The organism is Acidobacteriota bacterium (assembly GCA_038040445.1).
Lineage (GTDB): Bacteria > Acidobacteriota > Blastocatellia > UBA7656 > UBA7656 > Onstottus_A > Onstottus_A frigus.
The window spans coordinates 176319-194468 of the sequence record JBBPIG010000005.1 but is presented as its reverse complement, the minus strand read 5'-3'; the positions used below and the strand labels follow the sequence as shown (position 1 = coordinate 194468).

The window sequence follows — 18150 nt, the reverse complement described above, 5'->3', positions numbered from 1 at the left end:
GATAAAGAGTTACGTTGCCCAACAGCTATTAGCGACTCTTCAAATCGTGTGCGCCAGCATCGGTGAGCCAGGCCTCTAAGAACTTTCATCTCCCACGTGAGAAACTGTCGCGATCAGCGTTATGGTTGGTTCGCGTGTCCTGTGAAGGTGATTGTTCTCTCGGCCGAGTCGATAGGTCATGACTGCGGACCTGCTCGGTCTGTTGGGCCGCCGCGGCTGCTTCTCTCTCCTGAAGTCCCCGTTCCGCCTGCCTCGCGGCTTCAGCGAATTCCTTCCTGGCGCCACTGAGCAGAGGTTGCTTCTCGGCGAACTCGCACAATGCTGTGATCTGCTTCGCATCCAACTCCGGCGCAATTTGGCCGGGTTGAACTCCGGCTGCTCTGAAATGATCCGCAGCGATGCTGTCCAGGACAACGCTGTAATCCCTAGCTTTCACCGACTGTGCTTCAGCACGTCGGAGCTGTTCCCGACCTATGTCCCCGATCTCTTGTCTCTCCCTCTTCTGTTTCTCGCTGTCGGTGAAGTGCCTGATCACCGCTTCCAGCGTGTTCCTCGGTTGCACGTCCCGCAGGCTCTTTGTGTAGTCGAGTCCGTGGGCGTCTCTGAGCGGAACCTGTCTAAACTCACCGTACTGTATGGCGGCCCTTAGGCGTTCGGCTTCTCTCAACATCTCCATGCGCGCCATAACTGCATGGCCCTTCACCCGGGATAAGGCTTGATCAGTCGGTTCCCTTAACAGATTCTCTCTGACCTGGCTGTATACGAGAGCGAGCAGCCGAGCGTCTTTGTTGCGAGTTGCGATTTCTGCCATCTTCCCGAGTTCGTCTTTCTGGAAGACTGGCAGTGGCATCGCCTTCCCCTCGCAAGACCGCGCTTGCTGTGCCTGCTCCGCTTGTTTACTGGCAACATCGTACCTGAGTCCAGCGGCGCCAAGCGTTTTCTGCACGGCGGCGTCATTGGCCAAGAGCTGCCTCTGCAGGTCTCTCTTAACGTCCGCAAGGTAGTCTATCTGCCCTTGTATCGACTCTCTCTTGCTTGGCCGGAGGAAGTTGTAAGGCTTAAACTTCTCTTCGGTTTTGCTCTTTATTTCTTGCTCCACCTCTTTCAGCGATAGCTTTCGGTCCCATCCTTCGACTTCAAACTTCCAGAAATGCCTCGTGGCCCGGAATGCTTCGGCCTTACCCTCGGCGTCGCTCAATTCTGCTCCAGAAAGCACCCGGGCGGCCTGAATGCGAGCCGCTGCATGCTCCTTCTTCACCGGTATATTGTGAGAAGCTCTGTAGTCCTTAAGCTGTTTGCACTCCTCGGTGGTGTAGACGACTGCGGGCAGCCGTTCTTTTCCGGCCTGTTTTCGCGCGGCTATGGTCTTGTCAACGGTAGCCTTCAGGTCATAGGCAATGGTCGCGATCGATCTGATCTGACCTTGGGTCGCTCCGGTACGAATTAGGTGCGCGAGGTGCTCTTGTGCAATGGCCACCTTAGCCAATAGGCGTCCGGTTTCCTTCTCGGACCCGGCTCTGATTACCGGCTCGGCGGGCGGCCGAGACTCGAGTCGCTTGCCCTGGTCTCTGGCTTCTGATCTCTGCGCGGATAGTCTTTGCTCAGCTAATCGCTCCCTCCGGTCGTTGTCTCTTTCGGGTTTGGGCGGGATCGGTTTGCCTTTTCGAAAGGCTTCAGCCGCCGTGATCTTCCACTGTTTGGTCTCCTCTTTCTTCCTCAAGTATTCGACGTGGGCACTCTTGTCGCCGGCGAAATTGGTGTAAATCTTAGACCACTTCTCGTCGATGGTTTTGAACTCGTTGTTCTTGAGCTGAATTCGCCGGCCATCGGTCTGCCGCGAATTCAAGTAGAGATGTACGTGAGGATGGTCGGTATCCCGATGGATAGCGCCGAACCCAATCGCCTTTGGAAAGGCCTGCTCCAGGAAGTTATTCGTCAGATCTCTGATCTGTTGATTGGTCGCCGGGACATCAAACGAGAGGATTATCCGGTAATGCGTTCGTCCTCCTTTCCTCCTTTCGTAGTCTTCCAGTGATCCGAAATAGAGCCTGAGGTTCTCGGTCTTCTCCTTCAGGCAGAGCTTTTCAGAGGCGTTCGATTGGCCCAACCCGGGAGTTCTTCCGTTGGTGTCGCCGGTCAAAAAGTCGGGCGCGTTCCGGGTCCAAACGGGATCAGCATCGCGTTGGTCACCGCCCGCATGCTCCTTCTCTGCGTCCAAAGATCGATGATCCAAATTGTCTCTTAGTGTTTCGGTGACCCTGGGCTCGGTCTTCTCGGTCTGGTCATGAGTCAGCAATGACCTTTGTTCGAAGCGCTCTTCTGTGTTACTTCTTGCCCGATCTCGTCCCTCGGGATCGAGTGCGGACATTCGTGTTATGTAGGAAGCATGCGCGGCACCGCAGCCACTCTTACCTACACTCACCTTTGCTATTGAGCTTGCCGTTGTCATTTCGATTCTCAGAGTGGGCTCTGGCGCTGCTCACCGCCTACCCCCTGCCACAGTACTTCGATCCTTTCTAGCGCGGTTTGGACTTCTCCTAGGGTCTTAGCGATGTCCCTGGAGCTGAGTGCTCCCCGTTGAGCGTTCAATTGTCTGGCAATTTGATTGAGGTTATTGCCAACCCTGGCAAGCTGCAAAATGGCCCGCTCGCGCTGTATTCTGTCCTCGTTAGTTGGCGCTTGTCCGGTGAGTCCCGACTCGACCAGGAATCTCGAGAACGACAACCCTGCCTTCTTTGCGAGCGCTGTTAGCCGCATATGTTCGTCGTTTGTCAGTCTCACCAGGGCGCCTTTTGGGTATTGTTTTTGCCGCTTGCCCATACTCTTAACTTAGCCAATCGTTCCCTGTCTTAGCGCGATAGCGCGAAGACGTATCCCGCCTTAAGCTCTGAATTGGTCGGTTGCTTTCCGTAGTCTATTCACAATATTTCCGTGTCCTATTGAGTGAGGTTATTGGCGGTCTTCTGGAGCCGGATTGATGCCGAAGGAGCTAGCTAATGACTCGCCACAAGCGGTTCGCTGTCCTCGTGCGAGGAGAGATAGGCTTCGACGAGTAGCCTGAATGACCCTCTTCCCACTGTCATAGAGAGGCTCGATTAAGCGATCATGGGGGCGCGATTCAAGGCACCAAGGCCTGGCCAATGGACGATCTTCAGTGATGGCTTTCAGGCAATCGGGCAAATCTGAGAGGTGTTCGAATTGTGATTGAGCAGATTCCTTTCGCCGCTTCGTCTCTCTTTGAAACCGAATATCTTGGACGGCTGCGTCGAAGCGAGGTCGATCACGCTCCTGCTCAAGCCTGATCTGTTCAGCCGCGTACTGACTTACAAGTCCGCTCTTTGTTGTTCCGCGCAGTACAGCGACCGCTGCCAACCCTTCGTTTAGATCCAGTCTCATCCGCACGGTCATCACCATGCCTTTGCGTTGCGCTATTGGTAGTTTCGGCCTCGCCATCTGCATCTCCCTCCATTCCAATCGCTAACGAACGTCGATACTTGACGGCTACTGAAAGACTGCGAATCGGGTCCACGACGGTGAATTTGCCAAGCTTCCATTGTCCTGGCAGTGTCGCGGAGCGTAGCAGCGAAATAGGGAGTTACTGGGTAATAGAGTGCGCATCATTCTTCCTATGGGACCCTAATCAACCCTGAGGAGCATGGGCGCGCCGCAGAGAGCGTCCGTCGATTTCACTAGTCACGCTTTGCTCGGTGCTGTGAGTTCCCCTGCCTTCTGTGAGCTTGCATCAGGTTTCTGGGACCGGTCTTTCCACTTCTGAAAGCCGCGGTCGAGCTTGAACAGCTCGGTGAGTGCCGCGCCTACAACTTCCCCCTCAGTGGGTTTGTCTCCGCTAGCCGCCTCAACGTAGCTAATGTACTTGGCAAGTTCGTCGAGCTGCCGCGTGTTCACGTCGCATTTCAGTGACTGGAACCGCTGGACACTGACCAGCGGATAGTTGCTCTCCGGTAGACTATTTGTTCGTCTGCTCATACCTTCTCCTGATTATTCGTTGATATAGTTGTCGAGCGCGCTGTAGCGTTACGCAAATACCGCAACTGTCTCTTTAGTGCTTCTTTGGTCAAGCCGAGCCTCTGCGCCGCAGCGGTTCTATTCGGATATTGAGTAATCGCCGCTGTAAGTACGTCGAGCTTAACCCGCCTCATGTAGGCCGTGATCGTCTCATCTTCGCAGAGCTCCGCTGTGCTAGGGCGCAGCACTCGTCTCGCTTCGGCACGCGCATTCGAGTGGGTCTGAGCGATGATGCTTGCCGGATCTGGATGTATGCCGAGCACGTTTTCGACATCAGCGCGTGTTATGGTCGATGTACCAACGACGACGAGCAAGCGACTCATTACGTTCTCGAGCTCCCGTACGTTGCCATGCCAGTCATAACTTGCCAGTGCGTTGAACGCATCTTCCTCGATGGTCAGGGGTAGCGGATGGCAAGCTAGGCTCGAAAGCTTGTCGAGAAAATGATTGGCCAATGACGGTATGTCTGCCCGTCTCTCTCTGAGTGGAGCGACTTGAATCTCGAAGGTTGAAATGCGGTAATAGAGGTCCTGCCGGAATCGACCCTCCGCTATCATGCTCTTCAAATCCCGGTTGGTTGCTGCTATCACGCGGACATCGACCTTGATGTGCCGCGTCGAACCTACGCGCACAATCTCTTTCTCCTGTAGTGCTCTGAGGAGTTTGACTTGCGCAGGCAGAGGCATTTCGCCTATTTCGTCCAGGAAGATTGAGCCGCCGTTGGCTGCCTCGAAAAGCCCGCGCTTGTCGGAGGAGGCGCCGGTGAAGGAACCTTTCTCGTGACCGAAAAGAATGGATTCGGTGAGAGCGTCTGGCATTGCTCCGCAATTGAGTGGCACGAAAGGTCCTTTCGCGCGCTTGGAATTCTCTTGAATGGAGCGAGCTATGAGTTCCTTGCCGGTACCTGATTCTCCATGGACTAGAACGCTGCAATCATGGGGCGCGACTTTGAGAACAAGAGCCGTAAGATCTTGCATCACCGCTGAGTGTCCTATGATTCCGTTGAGCGCTCCCGCCATGTTTTTCCTATGCTAGTCGTTTCGTCGCCCGGTCACATTGGAGACCAGGTGCAGAGCTGGCCTCCTCGTTCACACATCCCGAGCGATGAACTAAGAACAGATAAGAACAGAGAACGTGGACATCGCAGTACGCGAGCCGACCAAGCATTTGCCAGTTGAATCGAAGGTGATGGGGCGCTGAAATATTTCCGCGATCCTGCTAATTCACCCACTGTACTAAAGACGGTGAGGATCGGAGGATTTGCCTCACTTCTTGGATTCTTGGTTGTTGGTGAGAAACCTTGGAATTAGATTTATGGAGCGACGGAAGCGCGGCGGGCCTCGAAAAGGTGAATGAAAAGGTGAATGGGACCTGAAAACTAGTCAAATATGGAGCCAGCGAAGGGACTCGAACCCTTGACCTCCGGTTTACGAAACCGATGCTCTACCAACTGAGCTACGCTGGCTTCTTTTGGTGAGCCGGGCAGGCTTTCAAAATACATTGCTTCATTCGAGCCAGTCAAGGTGTCCTGCTGTCGAGTGTCGCTCGCGGCGATGTATGCTACACGTGGGTCCCCCGAGCGTTTTATTGAAGCCTTTGGTTCATCTCCTACTCAATAACCCGAGTGACTAACTTTCCCCCAATCCCTTTGAGCCGATTTTTTGCGTTCGCATTCAACCCTCGCGACCGGTCGACAAATAGCGCGCTTCTGAATATATTTCAAGCTGGTAGAATTATGTTCTATGCCGGTTTCGTCATACCAAGTATCGAGAACCATGTTATGGAGGAGGAAAAGCCAATGAGACGGCTGACTCAAGTCACGAGAGCGGCGGCGGGGGCACTTCTGCTGCTGACGTCCGTTTCCAACCTAGCCGCGCAACAACTAACGACGCGAGCCCCGGAGACAGACAGCAAGAGCTCGACCTGGCAGGGAGGACGCGGGACTTATCTGAAGGCCTTCGTTGTAGATGACCGCTTGTCAGCACTTCGACGAGAACCTGACTTGCGGTCGGAGGTGGTGCGTCGCCTTCGTCTCGGACGCACAGTGTTCATCGTGGGCGCTAGCAACCCCAAAACCGGTCAGCCGAGGTTTTGCCGCGTAGCCGTAACGAGGCGCACGCGCGGATGGCTTCACCCAGCCGCCCTTGCTGTGCAGGGCCGAGGCGGCGAAGACCAACGCATGATGAGGCTGATAGAAAACGCCAGCGATGGGCTCGATCGGATATTGCTGTGCCGGATTCTCATCGAGCGCTTTAGTCAATCGCAACTGGTTCCGCGCGCGCTCCTGTTGTTAGGTGAGGAAGCGGAACGTGCTGCGGAGACGCTGAGCCAGCGTGCGCGGAAGCGGCTCGCGGAAGTCCGCGGCGGAACTGGGAGTGCCAGGTTGAGTGAATACTATCTGAACGATGCGGGCCTGGACCGATATAGCAAACTTCGCGTCGTGTTCGACTTCAACGAATTTATCGCCGAGTACGTGTACGACGGGGGAGCGTACCGCGACATCGTCAGGCGGTTTCCACAGGGCGAAGAAGCCAGACTCGCGCGCCAGCGGCTTGAGTTCGCCACCCAGAAGATGGCGCGTCGGCAATGAGATCGCGCGGGCAAGCCGTCATTGACGCCGCCCAACACTCATTTACTCTGCGCGGTAGCCTGCCTGACTTGCGGAGCGGCTCAGATCGGCAGCCGCTCGCTCGCGCCAGGTGGCGCCGATGTTGCACCCGCGTCTTCATCTTCGGGTGTGATCTCAGGCGGCGCCTGAAACAAACACGTTACCGACTTACTCTCTCGGGTTCGCGATGTTGCTTCTTGCAAATCCTCCTCATTTCGGTTTAGATATTTTTCGTTGAGTCGCGCAGTAGCAATAACGACGCAGCAGAAAAGATCACGGAGGATTGAGAAGATGCCAAGAGGGACCTGTCCCGAATGCGATGCGGAAGTTCAGGTTGACGAAGACACCGACAAAGGTGACACCGTCGAATGCTCCGACTGCGGCACTCAATTGGAGGTGGTTGGCCTCGACCCAATCGAACTGGACGTGGCAGTGGAAGAGGAAGAGGAAGATTGGACCGAGTAACCAAACGCTGTCGCCCACTCAATAGCTCGAAACCAAACCAGGCTGTACTGTGAAGCCACCCGCGAATGGCTTCTGTGCTGCCCGTCCACTCTCTTCTCAAGAATTGTTTCCGGCACACGCTGTGACTGCGTAGCTGACGGAGCAGGTACGTTCGGCTTAGTTTTAATCCCGCGACCCAATGCAGTGGGCTGCGTGTCAGATTCTCCTGCAATCAGGTGGGCCGGTTGCGCTAGCCGCATAGCCTCCTCAGATCGATAGCAACGGCCCTCAGCATGCCGTGACGGCTACCCGAGTCCCGGCTGCACTCTCGAAATCGGGTTGCCTGGCGATGACCATGCCTATCCACATGTAGCCGCTATGCGGCCAGTGCGAAAATGCTACGCGGAAATGCAGTGAGTTGCAGCCGGCGAGTCGCGTGATAGAATGCAATCTCGCTTTTGTCTCTCCTTTCAATCAAAGGAATTCTGGATGAGCGCCATAGGTAATGGGAACACAAAGAAGAACTCTCGTTCGCTGCGTGTGCTGTTCAATTGCTCGAAGTGTCCGGCGTATTGCTGCAGCTATGACCGAGTGGAAGTGAATAAGCGCGACCTTCTTCGAATCGCGCGTCATTTGGGCGTCTCTTACAAGCAAGCGGAAAAGCGTCACACAAAGGCGTCACCGCTCGGCCCTATACTTCGCCATAAAAAGGACCACATCTTTAAAAGAGTCTGTGAGTTTCTAAACACGGAAACACGGCAGTGCTCAATCTATGAAGTACGCCCGGCCGTTTGCCGAGGGTATCCCGATAGCTTGCGCTGCGGGTACTACGATTTCCTCGCGTCCGAACGCCGCCGGCAGTGCGACCCGGAGTTCATACCCCCTGCTTGACCTTGGGAGCGCAGGCATCCCCTGCCTGCCTCTTTCTCGCGCAACGCCACGCAGGCAGGGATGCCTCCCAGGTTCGGGGTCGCGTGCATCGTAGGGTTGCAGGGCGGTTTCAGCACCGCCACGCATTGATGAATCCGAAACAGAGCAGCCACTCAGTAAGCCCGGCCCGCCGCCGAGCATATGACATACTAAGCCGCGTCGAGACGGACCGCGCTTATGCGTCGGTGCTCGTTGCAGCGCCGGCCAAATCAGAAATGTCGCGCGAGGACCGGACGCTGGCACAGGAAATAGTTCTGGGAGTGCTCCGCTGGCGCCGGTCGCTCGACTTTTTTATCGAACGCTATTCCGGGCGCGCGATTGACCGTTTCGACTTGCCCGTGCTGATCGCATTGCGCATGGGTCTTTATCAACTTCGCTATCTCACTCGAATTCCACACTCGGCTGCCGTGAATGAATCGGTGAACCTGGTCAAGCGAGCGCGCGCCGCAAGCGCCGGCGGTCTGGTGAACGCAGTGCTGCGAAAGGCGGCAAACAATCTCGGCGAACAAGCCGGCCACGGAATAGCCGATCCTCTGGAACGAACGTCAGTCGAGCTATCGCATCCGCGGTGGATCCTCGAGCGTTGGCAAGCGGCGTTAGGTGACGACGAAACCCGACAGCTCGCGCTTGCCAACAACGCGCCGGCCGCGACAGCGTTTCGCGTGAACACCCTTCGCGCAACTGTCGACGACACGCTCACCAATCTCAAAGCTGAAGGGGTCATGACCCGAGCGTCCGAACTTGTGCCGGGGGCGTTCGTGGTCGAAGGCGGTCCCGCATCGGTCATTGCCCGCGCGGCGCAGCGAGGACAGATCTACGTTCAGGATCCGGCTTCGCAGTTGGTTTCGATCCTTCTCGAGCCGAAGGCTGGTAATCGTGTTCTCGATCTATGCGCCGCGCCCGGCTCGAAGTCTTCGCACATAGCCGCGCTGGCAGGAGACAAAGCATGGATCATCGCGTGCGATCGTCATCCCCACCGCTTGAACGCGCTTCGCGCTACTTGCCGGCGGTTCGGCATCGATTCGGTGGATGCGCTTGCGCTGGACGCGACGCAAGCTCTCCCCTTCGGCGACGGCGCTCAGCAATTCGATCGCGTATTAGTCGATGCGCCTTGCTCGGGAACTGGCACACTGAGGGGTAACCCCGAAATAAAATGGAGGCTTTCGCCTGATGACATCACGCGGCTGGCGAAGCTTCAGCTCAGCATGCTGGAGCGCGCAGAGTCTTCGGTTGCAAGCGCCGGCAAACTGGTGTATTCCACTTGCTCGCTTGAACGCGAAGAGAATGAAGAAGTGGTAATCCGCTTTTTGGATAGCAACCCGCGGTTCCGGGTCGTTGAGCCCAATACCCACGCCGATGTTACTACCCGCGACGGCTTCGTCAGGACGTATCCACACCGCCAGGGTACCGATGGTTTTTTTGCCGCCGTTCTGGAAAAGGCGCCATGAGGAGCGGCAGAGGATAAGCCGTGAGACAAACTATTCGACCCATGATGTTGAGTGTTTTGGCGATGGCGCTCTCGGCTTCGTTAGCTGGCAGCTCTTCGTTTTGCCGCTCGGCGGTTGAATCGCGAAGTCCTGCTCAGAGCGCTACACAGATCGTTCTACTCGGCACTGGAACTCCAAACGCAGACCCGGACCGTTCGGGACCGTCGGTCGCCGTTGTGATCAATGACACTCCTTATCTGGTCGACTTCGGCCCTGGGGTGGTCAGACGCGCGGCGGCGGCTTTTCAAAAAGGCATCACCGGGCTTGCGGTCAAGAATCTCAATCGGGCGTTCGTGACTCATCTGCACTCGGACCACACCGCCGGCTATTCGGATCTCATCCTTACGCCGTGGGTCTTGGGGAGAACGGAACCCCTTCAGGTGTTCGGGCCAAAGGGCATCAAGCCGATGACCGAGCACGTACTGAAGGCCTACCGCGAGGATATCGGCATCCGGCTCAACGGCGGTGAGCCTTCCAACAAGACCGGATACAAAGTCATCACGCACGATGTCAAGGCGGGCATCGTGTACAAAGATGCGAACGTGACGGTCAAAGCCTTTGCAGTTAATCACGGTTCCTGGCGCGAGGCTTACGGGTTTCGATTTGAAACACCCGGCCGCACGATAGTGATCTCGGGTGACTGCGGACCAAGTCCGTCGGTAATCGAGAACTGCAACGGCTGCGACGTGCTGATTCACGAAGTCTACTCTGAAGCCGGTTTTGCAACACGACCGCTTGAGTGGCAAAAGTATCATTCGCGCTATCACACGTCTTCGCGCGAAGTGGCGGAGATAGCAAGCAAAGCCAAACCCGGCTTGGTCGTTCTCTATCATCAACTGTTCTGGGGCACGAGCGAAGACGATCTGTTGAAAGAGGTTCGCCGGGGTTACTCTGGAAGGGTCGTGTCGGGACGAGATCTTGATGTCTACTAGGGATTATCAAGAAGCGACAATCGATGACGTCAGGCGCGCGAGTGAGCGAATCGCTTCGATGGCGCGGCGGACTCCGCTCGAGCGCTCGCGCCGGCTCTCCGTCGAGCATGGCCGGGACGTTTTTCTGAAGCTCGAATGCTTCCAGTTGACCGGGTCATTCAAGATTCGTGGAGCGATGGCGAAGCTTTCTGCTCTAACCGCGGACGAACGCGCGCGCGGGGTGCTGACGGTTTCCGCCGGCAATCACGGGCTTGCCGTTGCGCATTGCTGCGAAGTGCTGGGCTTTGCGGCAACGATAGTCGTTCCCGAATCGGCTTCGCGAGCCAAGGTCGAAGCGATACGCCGCTACCCGGTCACGCTCATAGAACGCGGCGCGGGTTACGATGACGCCGAACGCGCGGCGCGCGAGATGGAATGCGAAACCGGAGCGACATTTGTTTCGCCTTATAACGATCCGCAGGTGATCGCCGGGCAGGGAACGATCGGCCTCGAGATGCTCGAAGACGCACCCGGATTAGAAGCGATCATTGTTCCCGTGGGCGGTGGCGGACTGCTCGCGGGAGTGGCGGTGGCGGTGAAGGCGATCAACCCGCGCATCAAAGTCTACGGCGCCGAGCCGCTCAACTCGCCAACGATGACCGCGGCACTTCGAGCCGGCCGCATCGTAGAAATTGAAGAACAGGAAACCATCGCCGACGGATGCGCAGGTAACATCGAGCCTGACTCGATCACGTTTCCCATCATTCAGCGTTTAGTCGATGGAATTATTCTGGTGAGCGAAGAGTCGATACGAAACGCGATCGCGCAGCTCGCGCGCGAGGACCACGTAATGATCGAAGGCTCGGCTGCGGTGAGCGTCGCCGCGGTTGGCGACACCCGCCTCCAAAGACAGAGCGTTGGGGCGATAGTAAGCGGGCGAAACATTAGCCTCGATCTTTTCGCCGAGGTGATCAGCGCCAAGGGCTAAGAGCAAAGGGCGACGGGCGAAGGGCAAAGGGCAAAGAGCAAAGGGCAAAGAGCAAAGAGCGTGATGCTTGACGCTACCGATGAATGCTCTTCACCCTTTTCGCTCTTCGCGCTTTGCCCTTGCCCCTTTGCCCTTTGCCCTTTGCCCCTCTAGAATACCTCCGAACGAACAGGGATCGGTGAATCACAAACAAAAAAAACGATACCTTCTATCGCTGTGCGCAACGTCGCGCCGAAGTCTGCCTAATCGAACCGTGCTCAGGTAAGAGATCAAGGAGGGCAACTACCGATGTCTCGATCAGTTCCACGAACGCTTCGTCAAGTCTCCGGTCGCGCAGTTCAGTGCACGCGCTTAGCACAACGCATCTCAACGTTAGTGTTGATGTGCGCGCTGGTTTGCCTCTCTAGTCCACCGAAGGCTTTCGGTGCTACGTTGCGAACACAAACATTTCGGGGCACGATCCTCGGGACGGTGACAGATGTGAATGGCGCAGCCATACCTGAGGCCGCGGTCACTGCAAGAAATGTCGCTACCGGGCTCGAGCGAGCGACGGTCACTGACTCCGCCGGCAACTATGCGATACCGGAACTGCCCATCGGGATCTATGAGGTGACGGTAACCAAGACCAACTTCAGGATCGCCAGGGTGACTGAAGCAAAAGTTGAGGTTGCCGGTGAGCGCCGCGCTGACGTCACCCTGCAGGTTACCGGCGGCTCTGAGAGCGTCGATATTCAGGCGAACGCTGTCCAGGTTGAATCCACCAACAACACGCTTGGCGGAACCATTGCGGGGCGTGAGGTTGCGGACCTTCCTATCAACGGGCGCGACTATACGAAGTTCCTGGTGCTGGTTCCGGGTGCGACCGGAGATCCTTCGGGTGCGACCGACTCGCCCGGCTCGTTCGGCTTGTTCAGCGCCAACGGGAATCGCGGGCGTTCGAACAACTACTTGCTCGACGGCACCGACATGAACGACGGCTATCGGAACCTGCCGGCGATCAACGAAGCGGGAGTGTTCGGAACACCCGCAACCATTCTTCCAGTCGAGGCGATCGCCGAAGCGGCTATACTGTCTAATTTCGAAGCCGAGTACGGCCGCAACTCCGGCGCGATCGTCAACATCGTGACCAAGTCGGGAACCAACAACCTTCACGGCTCGCTGTTCGAGTTCTTCCGCAACAATTGGCTCGACGCGCGAAACTTCTTCAACCCCAAGCCCGACCCGCAGACCGCGTTTCGGAACAATCAATATGGACTCGCGCTTGGCGGACCGATTGTCAAGAACAAGACGTTCTGGTTTGCGAGCTGGGAGGGCCAGCGTGAGCGCGTAGGCTTGAACTCGGTGGCTCGCGTGCCCGATCCGCGCGAGATCGCCGCGCTTGGGGGTCCCCAGAATTCTGTCATCGCGAAGCTGCTTGCGCGAAATCCGTGGCCGGCGCCCAACCGCCCGGTCGCCTTGTTCGATCCGAGCCCTAACCTGTTTGTGACTACGCCTGCGAGCAACGATGTCGACAGCTTCATCTACAAGTTGGATCATTCGTTCAACGAGCGGAACCAGGTGACCGGCCGTTATTACTACGGCACCAGCGATCAGTCATTCCCGCTGGCGATCCTTGGGGGGAACGTGCTGCCGGGCTTCAACACTGTCACGCCGACATCGGTGCATCTTGTCTCCATCTCGTATGTGAAAGTGGTTTCGACGACGAAGGTCAACGAAGCGCGGTTCGGCTACAACCGCTTCGACGAAGGCTTCTTTCCACAGGACAGCGACTTCGACCCTCGCTCGATTGGATTGAACACCGGCGTTCAAGGAGCGCAAGACTTCGGGCTTCCGTTCATCCGAATCAGAAATGACCCGGACTTCGGTTCGTCAATCGCTTCGCTCGGAGCGACACTTTCGGTTCCTCGAGCTCGAGTGGATACCAACTGGCACTTCATCGACAGCTTCTCGTGGAAGCTCGACCGGCACGAGATCAAGTTCGGCTACGAGTTTCGCCGCACCTTCGTCAACGCTTTCTTCGACGCCGGCTATCGCGGGCGTTTGGACTTTGCATCGCTCGAAGATTTTCTGAGCGGGACGTTGAGCGGAGGACGCGCGGCGATAGGAGATTCGCGGCGCAACACATTTCAGAATTCGCACGCGGGGTACATTCAAGACAGGTTCCGTTGGAGCCGCAATCTGACGGTCAACCTCGGACTGCGCTACGACTACTTCGGCGTGATTGCCGAGAAGAACGGGCTGCTGAGCAACTTCGATCCGGCGCGCGGCTTGGTGCTGGTCGGCAGCGGCGGTCTCGATCGTTTGTACGAGAGGGACCTCAACAACTTCTCGCCGCGCATCGGGCTTGCCTGGGACGTGAATGGAAAGGGAAAGACCGTTGTGCGCGCCGGGTGGGGCATGTTCTACGACGCGTTCTCGCAGGACTTCTTCGTGGGCCAGCTTCCGTTCAACACCTTCAACCCAGGTCCGGCTTACAATCCCGTCGGGCCCGCGCCGATTCTGTTTTCCTTCTCGACGATCCCTCAGATCAAGCCGGGCGTGCCGATATTCACGGACTTCCTCGATTCGGACGTCTTCGCGGTTGATCGCCATCTGCGCACTCCGTACGTTCAGAACTTCAATCTGAACTTCCAGCAGGAGCTGTTCAAGAACGTGGTGTTTCAAGCCGGCTACGTCGGCTCGCACGGAACGAAGCTCTTCCGGTATCGGGATATCAATCAACCAGTCAATCCCGGCGTATCGACCGCGCGACCCTTCGACAACGGGCCGTTCGCTCCGTCGGGAGGAACGTTTTTCTACGTGAACAACCTCGAGACGACGGCGAACTCGCACTACAACGCGCTGCAGACAAGCCTTTCCGTGCGCGAGCGTCACGGGTTCACTTCGATGATCAACTACACCTGGTCGCACTCGATCGACAACGCGTCGGATGGCCAGGACTACGTCGCAAACGCTACACAGCCCGACAACAGTCATCGGCCCGATCAGGAGCGCGCCAGCTCGAACTTCGACGTGCGCCACCGGCTTGTGTTGGCCTTTTCATATGACATCCCGACTTTTTTCAAGAGCTTCCCGCGGTTGGGCGATGGATGGCAACTCAACGGAATTGTTACGCTCAGGAGTGGCAGCCCGTTCCACGTGAACCTGTTTGACGACTACAACGGCACGGGCGAGTTCTTTCCTCGTCCCGACATCGTAGGCGATCCGTTCGCCGGGACACACGGGCCGGACAACTTCCTGAACCTGTCTGCGTTCAAGGCGCCGTGCAGGCTCGACCCCTCCGGCGATGGCAGTGCGGCCTCGTGCATCCCGGGCACTCAGCACTTCGGCAGCCTTGGCCGCAATTCGCTTTTGGGCCCCGGCTACGCGAACCTCGATCTATCGCTGTTTAAGACGACGCCGCTGGGCGAGCAGGTAAAGCTCCAGTTCAGAGCCGAGGTGTTCAACGTTCTGAATCACCCGAACTTCTCATCGCCTCTACTGCCGGGATTTTCGGTTGACGCCAGCTTCAACGGAATCGATGCGGTGACTGGACGAGGCATCGGTTTCTTGCCCATTACGGTGACACCGGATGTAGGGATTGGCAATCCCTTTCTTGGAGGGGGCGGGTCGAGAAACATTCAGCTTGCGGTGAGATTGACCTTCTAAATCAGCGCGGCAGCCCGACAGCCTACAACAAACCGCATCCTGGCGCGAAAATTAGACGCGCACCCGACGCAGACTGAAAACTGCGCCACGTCATAATGATTCCTGTATAATCCGCCAGTGATAACCGTCGAGATAGTGACCATCGGCAATGAGATTTTGCTCGGGCTGGTCGAGGACACGAATTCAAACTACCTTTGCCGTGTTGTTCGAGGAATGGCCGGCCGAGTTCGGCATATCGCGATAGTCCGTGATGAGATTGACGCGATAAGCGACGCCATCAGAGCTTCGCTGGAGCGCGGCGCCGAATTGATCTTCACCTGCGGAGGGCTCGGGCCAACCGATGATGATCTGACCCTGGCGGGCATCGCAAAGGCAACCTGCCGCAAGCTCGAAATCAACGCCGTCGCGCAAGAGTTCGTCCAGCGTCGCTACCGGGAACTCGCATCTCGAGGCTACGTATCGAGCGGCGAAATGAGCGAAGCACGATTGAAGATGGCAAGACTCCCTGAAGACGGGCGCCCGATCGAGAACCCGATGGGGGCCGCGCCGGCCGTTGTGGTAGAGATCAACGAAACTCGAATCGTCTCGCTGCCCGGCGTGCCTGCTGAGTTGAAGGCGATAGTCGAAGGCCCGCTTCAAAGTCTGCTCGCCGAGGTCTTCGGCCAAGGCAGTTATCGAGAGCGCGAGATAACCGTCGAGTGCGGCGACGAGTCCGAGCTGGCTCCGGCGCTGCGCCAGGTCGCTTCTCTGCACCCCGAGGTCTACATAAAATCGCGCGCGAGCCGCTTTGGGCGCGGCGTGCACTTTCGCATACTGATCTCGTCAGCCGCCTCCTGCGCCCAAGAAGCCGCCAGCATGATAGAGAGTGCCGCCTCGGACCTCAAAAAAGCGCTTACGGATGCGGGGATTCGGGAGCAAGAGTGAAAGCTGCGACTGCCTCCGCGCTGTTCGCCATATACCTGGCAACTCTCACCCTGCCGCGGAGGACCGCCGGTTGATCAAGCGGGTAGTCTGCATTTTCGTTGGTGCAAGCGCATGGGCCGAATCTTAGGGAGCATTCCTAACGATGAAGCTCCTCGCTGTCAATCCTACTGCTCCGGCGATCGCCGCGCCAAAGCAACTGAGCGTCACCGCAGCCATCACCGAAAGAAAATAGTGGATCGCCAGGATGTATCGATACTCCGTGTGCAACGCGGACTGCACCGACAAGTAATAGGCCGGGACAACCAGTAAGACAAGGAGCACCCGCCACCGCCGAGCCGCCGCCAGCAAGATGATTCCGATCCCGATGAGCGGAAGCATGCGAGAAGTCCTATACACACTTCTCTCGATGAGGCGAACCGCCGGCCGAACAAAGCGTGACCACCGGTGCGGCGTCTGCCCGAGCTCAAGAAGCTCCGCTGCACCCAGCGCGCACGTGGGCCTCGCCGAGGACGGCCCATTGTTGCTTAAGACCAACAGTACTTCGCTGCGGCTTCCGGTCGCAAAAGGCATCAATAGGCGTTGATTGTCGGCGATGGCCGGCGAGGAGCGTTCTTCCATCGCCGACTCACTATCGTTATCGCCGTCCACATCCTTGGCCTCTACTTTTGTTTTGCTTCGAGGCTCCGCTTCTGGCGGTAGCAGGATGAGCGAAGCGAGAGCGATGCGCCGGTCCGCGCTGGTAACTTTTGCCGCCATGCGCCCCTGCATCAACTTTAGCGGAATCTTCAGCACGTAATCGGTGTTCTTCTGGACGGCAATCGGCGCGGAAGAGAACTGATCGTCAAAGCCGGAGTCGTTGCCCGCCACCGTGAGCGTCTCTCGATCTTCGGCAAGCGCGCACTCGGTCCGCGGCGACAAGACTCGGCCCTTGGCGAGCAACTCCGGAGCAGAGCTTGACCACACTGGTTCGCCGCCGATCACAAGCTGATGACCGAACGAAGGCTCGGCTGAGACAATGGGCGCGATCGCAGTATCTGCGGGCCAGCCGAGTGAGAGCGAATCGTTGTATCTCAACATCGCCGCCGCGCGGCGAATCATCACTCCCGCAAACCACACCGGGTCCTTGCGTATCACATCGAGCCCGCGCGCGAAGCGGTAGCGGTCTCGCTCGATTCCATCAGGCCGCCACAATCCCACCGCGTAGTCGGGCCGGTTGTGCCATTCGACGTCCTTCCGTTTCGCTTCGCCATCGGTTACAGGCATCCCAAACCGATTCTCTTTGTCGTAATCGGCGATGCCTTCAATCATCGTCACGCCCGATCCGAGTGAGAGCGGAATGAAGTGACCGAACACAACCCAGTTGCGAATAGTAATCGGCGAGATGACTACTATCGTCGCAAACACGAACGCCATCGCGTATTTCATTCGCCGGCTGCGTTCGAGCAGCAGCAGAATCGCAAGCGCGAGAAACGGCGCCAACAGCAGAGTGTTCGATCTCAACCAACACGACACGCCTATCATCGCGCCCGCTGTGAGGATCGGCACGAGTCGAGGTTGTTTTCCCGCTCGGATTAACAGGAGGACTGCTATTAGTATCGGCAGCACTGCGAGCGACTCGGGCAGAAGCATAAGCGAATGATGAGCGAGATGAGGCGAGAAAGCGACAAGCAAGCCGGCGATCACGGATGCCGCGAGCGCCATGACTTGCGCGGAAATCAAAAAGACCAGAACCGCCGCCAATGAATCGCAGATGATCTGCGCGCGCACGAGATTGTCGTCTGATTGGCCGAACAAGCCGAAGAGCATGGCGATGAAGATCGAATAACCCGGCGGGTGCACAAGCAACTGGATGCTGCTGTGCTGCTTATAACCGGTTGGATACAGGATACCGTCCCCGTCGAGCATCCGTTGCGCTTGCTGCTTATAGCGGCTAACGAGGCTCCCCTGGTCCGCGCCGATCCTGAGTTGATAGTCCTGCCAGTGAATGAGTCTGACACCAAACGCGGCTAAAAAGATGACCGCGCCGGCGATGATTATCCGCTTGCGGCGCGGCCGAGGATTCGGGCTCGCGACCCGCCGCGATAGCCACGCCAGTGAGCGATGGTACAAAGATGATCCTTGTTTCTCCTGCATCGAATTGAGCCTGTCATTGTTTGGCTCCGAGGAGCTGCTCGCGACAATGAC

14 protein-coding genes and 1 tRNA gene are annotated in these 18150 nt (G+C 57.3%); 8 read left to right on the top strand and 7 right to left on the bottom strand.

Annotated elements, in window-relative coordinates; translation table 11 throughout:
* Positions 1 to 85 precede the first annotated feature (85 nt).
* From AABO57_07670 to AABO57_07650, 5 genes are all read right to left on the bottom strand, one after another.
* Entirely contained in the window at positions 86 to 2449 is a 2364-nt protein-coding gene (locus tag AABO57_07670) for a relaxase/mobilization nuclease domain-containing protein (protein ID MEK6285602.1), read from the bottom strand.
* Positions 2450 to 2457: 8 nt separating this feature from the next.
* Positions 2458 to 2820 (bottom strand): plasmid mobilization relaxosome protein MobC, encoded by a 363-nt coding sequence (gene mobC, locus AABO57_07665; GenBank protein MEK6285601.1) that lies wholly within the window; start codon positions 2818 to 2820, stop codon positions 2458 to 2460.
* Positions 2821 to 3693: 873 nt separating this feature from the next.
* A complete protein-coding gene (locus AABO57_07660) occupies positions 3694 to 3987 on the bottom strand; it encodes a hypothetical protein (protein MEK6285600.1) in 294 nt (97 codons plus the stop codon).
* Positions 3984 to 5045 carry a sigma 54-interacting transcriptional regulator gene (locus tag AABO57_07655; GenBank protein MEK6285599.1) on the bottom strand — a complete coding sequence of 354 codons (1062 nt, stop codon included), beginning with the start codon at positions 5043 to 5045 and terminating at the stop codon, positions 3984 to 3986. The genes AABO57_07660 and AABO57_07655 overlap by 4 nt, the downstream gene beginning before the upstream one ends.
* A gap of 370 nt (positions 5046 to 5415) precedes the next feature.
* Positions 5416 to 5491, bottom strand: a tRNA-Thr gene (locus tag AABO57_07650).
* 333 nt (positions 5492 to 5824) lie between these two features.
* On the opposite strand from AABO57_07650, the gene AABO57_07645 reads away from it, so the two are divergent.
* Complete coding sequence (locus AABO57_07645) at positions 5825 to 6616, top strand: hypothetical protein (GenBank protein ID MEK6285598.1); 792 nt, start codon at positions 5825 to 5827, stop codon at positions 6614 to 6616.
* Positions 6617 to 6696: 80 nt separating this feature from the next.
* Here the strand turns inward: AABO57_07645 and AABO57_07640 are convergent, their stop codons facing one another.
* Positions 6697 to 6837 (bottom strand): hypothetical protein, encoded by a 141-nt coding sequence (locus tag AABO57_07640; protein ID MEK6285597.1) that lies wholly within the window; start codon positions 6835 to 6837, stop codon positions 6697 to 6699.
* An 88-nt stretch (positions 6838 to 6925) separates the two neighbouring features.
* Between AABO57_07640 and AABO57_07635 the strand changes: the two genes are divergently transcribed.
* The 7 genes from AABO57_07635 (at position 6926) to AABO57_07605 (ending at position 15966) form a co-directional block, all read left to right on the top strand.
* On the top strand, positions 6926 to 7099 hold the full coding sequence (locus tag AABO57_07635; GenBank protein MEK6285596.1) for a lysine biosynthesis protein LysW: 174 nt from the start codon (positions 6926 to 6928) through the stop codon (positions 7097 to 7099).
* Positions 7100 to 7522: 423 nt separating this feature from the next.
* Positions 7523 to 7969, top strand: a complete 447-nt coding sequence (locus AABO57_07630; GenBank protein ID MEK6285595.1) for a YkgJ family cysteine cluster protein — start codon at positions 7523 to 7525, stop codon at positions 7967 to 7969.
* 128 nt (positions 7970 to 8097) lie between these two features.
* Positions 8098 to 9456 carry a 16S rRNA (cytosine(967)-C(5))-methyltransferase RsmB gene (rsmB, locus tag AABO57_07625; GenBank protein MEK6285594.1) on the top strand — a complete coding sequence of 453 codons (1359 nt, stop codon included), beginning with the start codon at positions 8098 to 8100 and terminating at the stop codon, positions 9454 to 9456.
* 20 nt (positions 9457 to 9476) lie between these two features.
* On the top strand, positions 9477 to 10427 hold the full coding sequence (locus AABO57_07620; GenBank protein MEK6285593.1) for an MBL fold metallo-hydrolase: 951 nt from the start codon (positions 9477 to 9479) through the stop codon (positions 10425 to 10427).
* Positions 10417 to 11394, top strand: coding sequence for a threonine/serine dehydratase (locus tag AABO57_07615; GenBank protein MEK6285592.1), 978 nt, complete (start codon positions 10417 to 10419; stop codon positions 11392 to 11394). Before AABO57_07620 ends, AABO57_07615 begins: the two co-directional genes overlap by 11 nt.
* A gap of 432 nt (positions 11395 to 11826) precedes the next feature.
* The gene (locus AABO57_07610) at positions 11827 to 15042 is read left to right on the top strand and encodes a TonB-dependent receptor (GenBank protein MEK6285591.1); all 3216 of its coding nucleotides are present in this window, start codon (positions 11827 to 11829) and stop codon (positions 15040 to 15042) included.
* A gap of 117 nt (positions 15043 to 15159) precedes the next feature.
* Complete coding sequence (locus tag AABO57_07605; GenBank protein MEK6285590.1) at positions 15160 to 15966, top strand: molybdopterin-binding protein; 807 nt, start codon at positions 15160 to 15162, stop codon at positions 15964 to 15966.
* Between the two features lie 123 nt (positions 15967 to 16089).
* Here the strand turns inward: AABO57_07605 and AABO57_07600 are convergent, their stop codons facing one another.
* A complete protein-coding gene (locus AABO57_07600) occupies positions 16090 to 18075 on the bottom strand; it encodes a glycosyltransferase family 39 protein (GenBank protein MEK6285589.1) in 1986 nt (661 codons plus the stop codon).
* Positions 18076 to 18150: the final 75 nt, after the last annotated feature.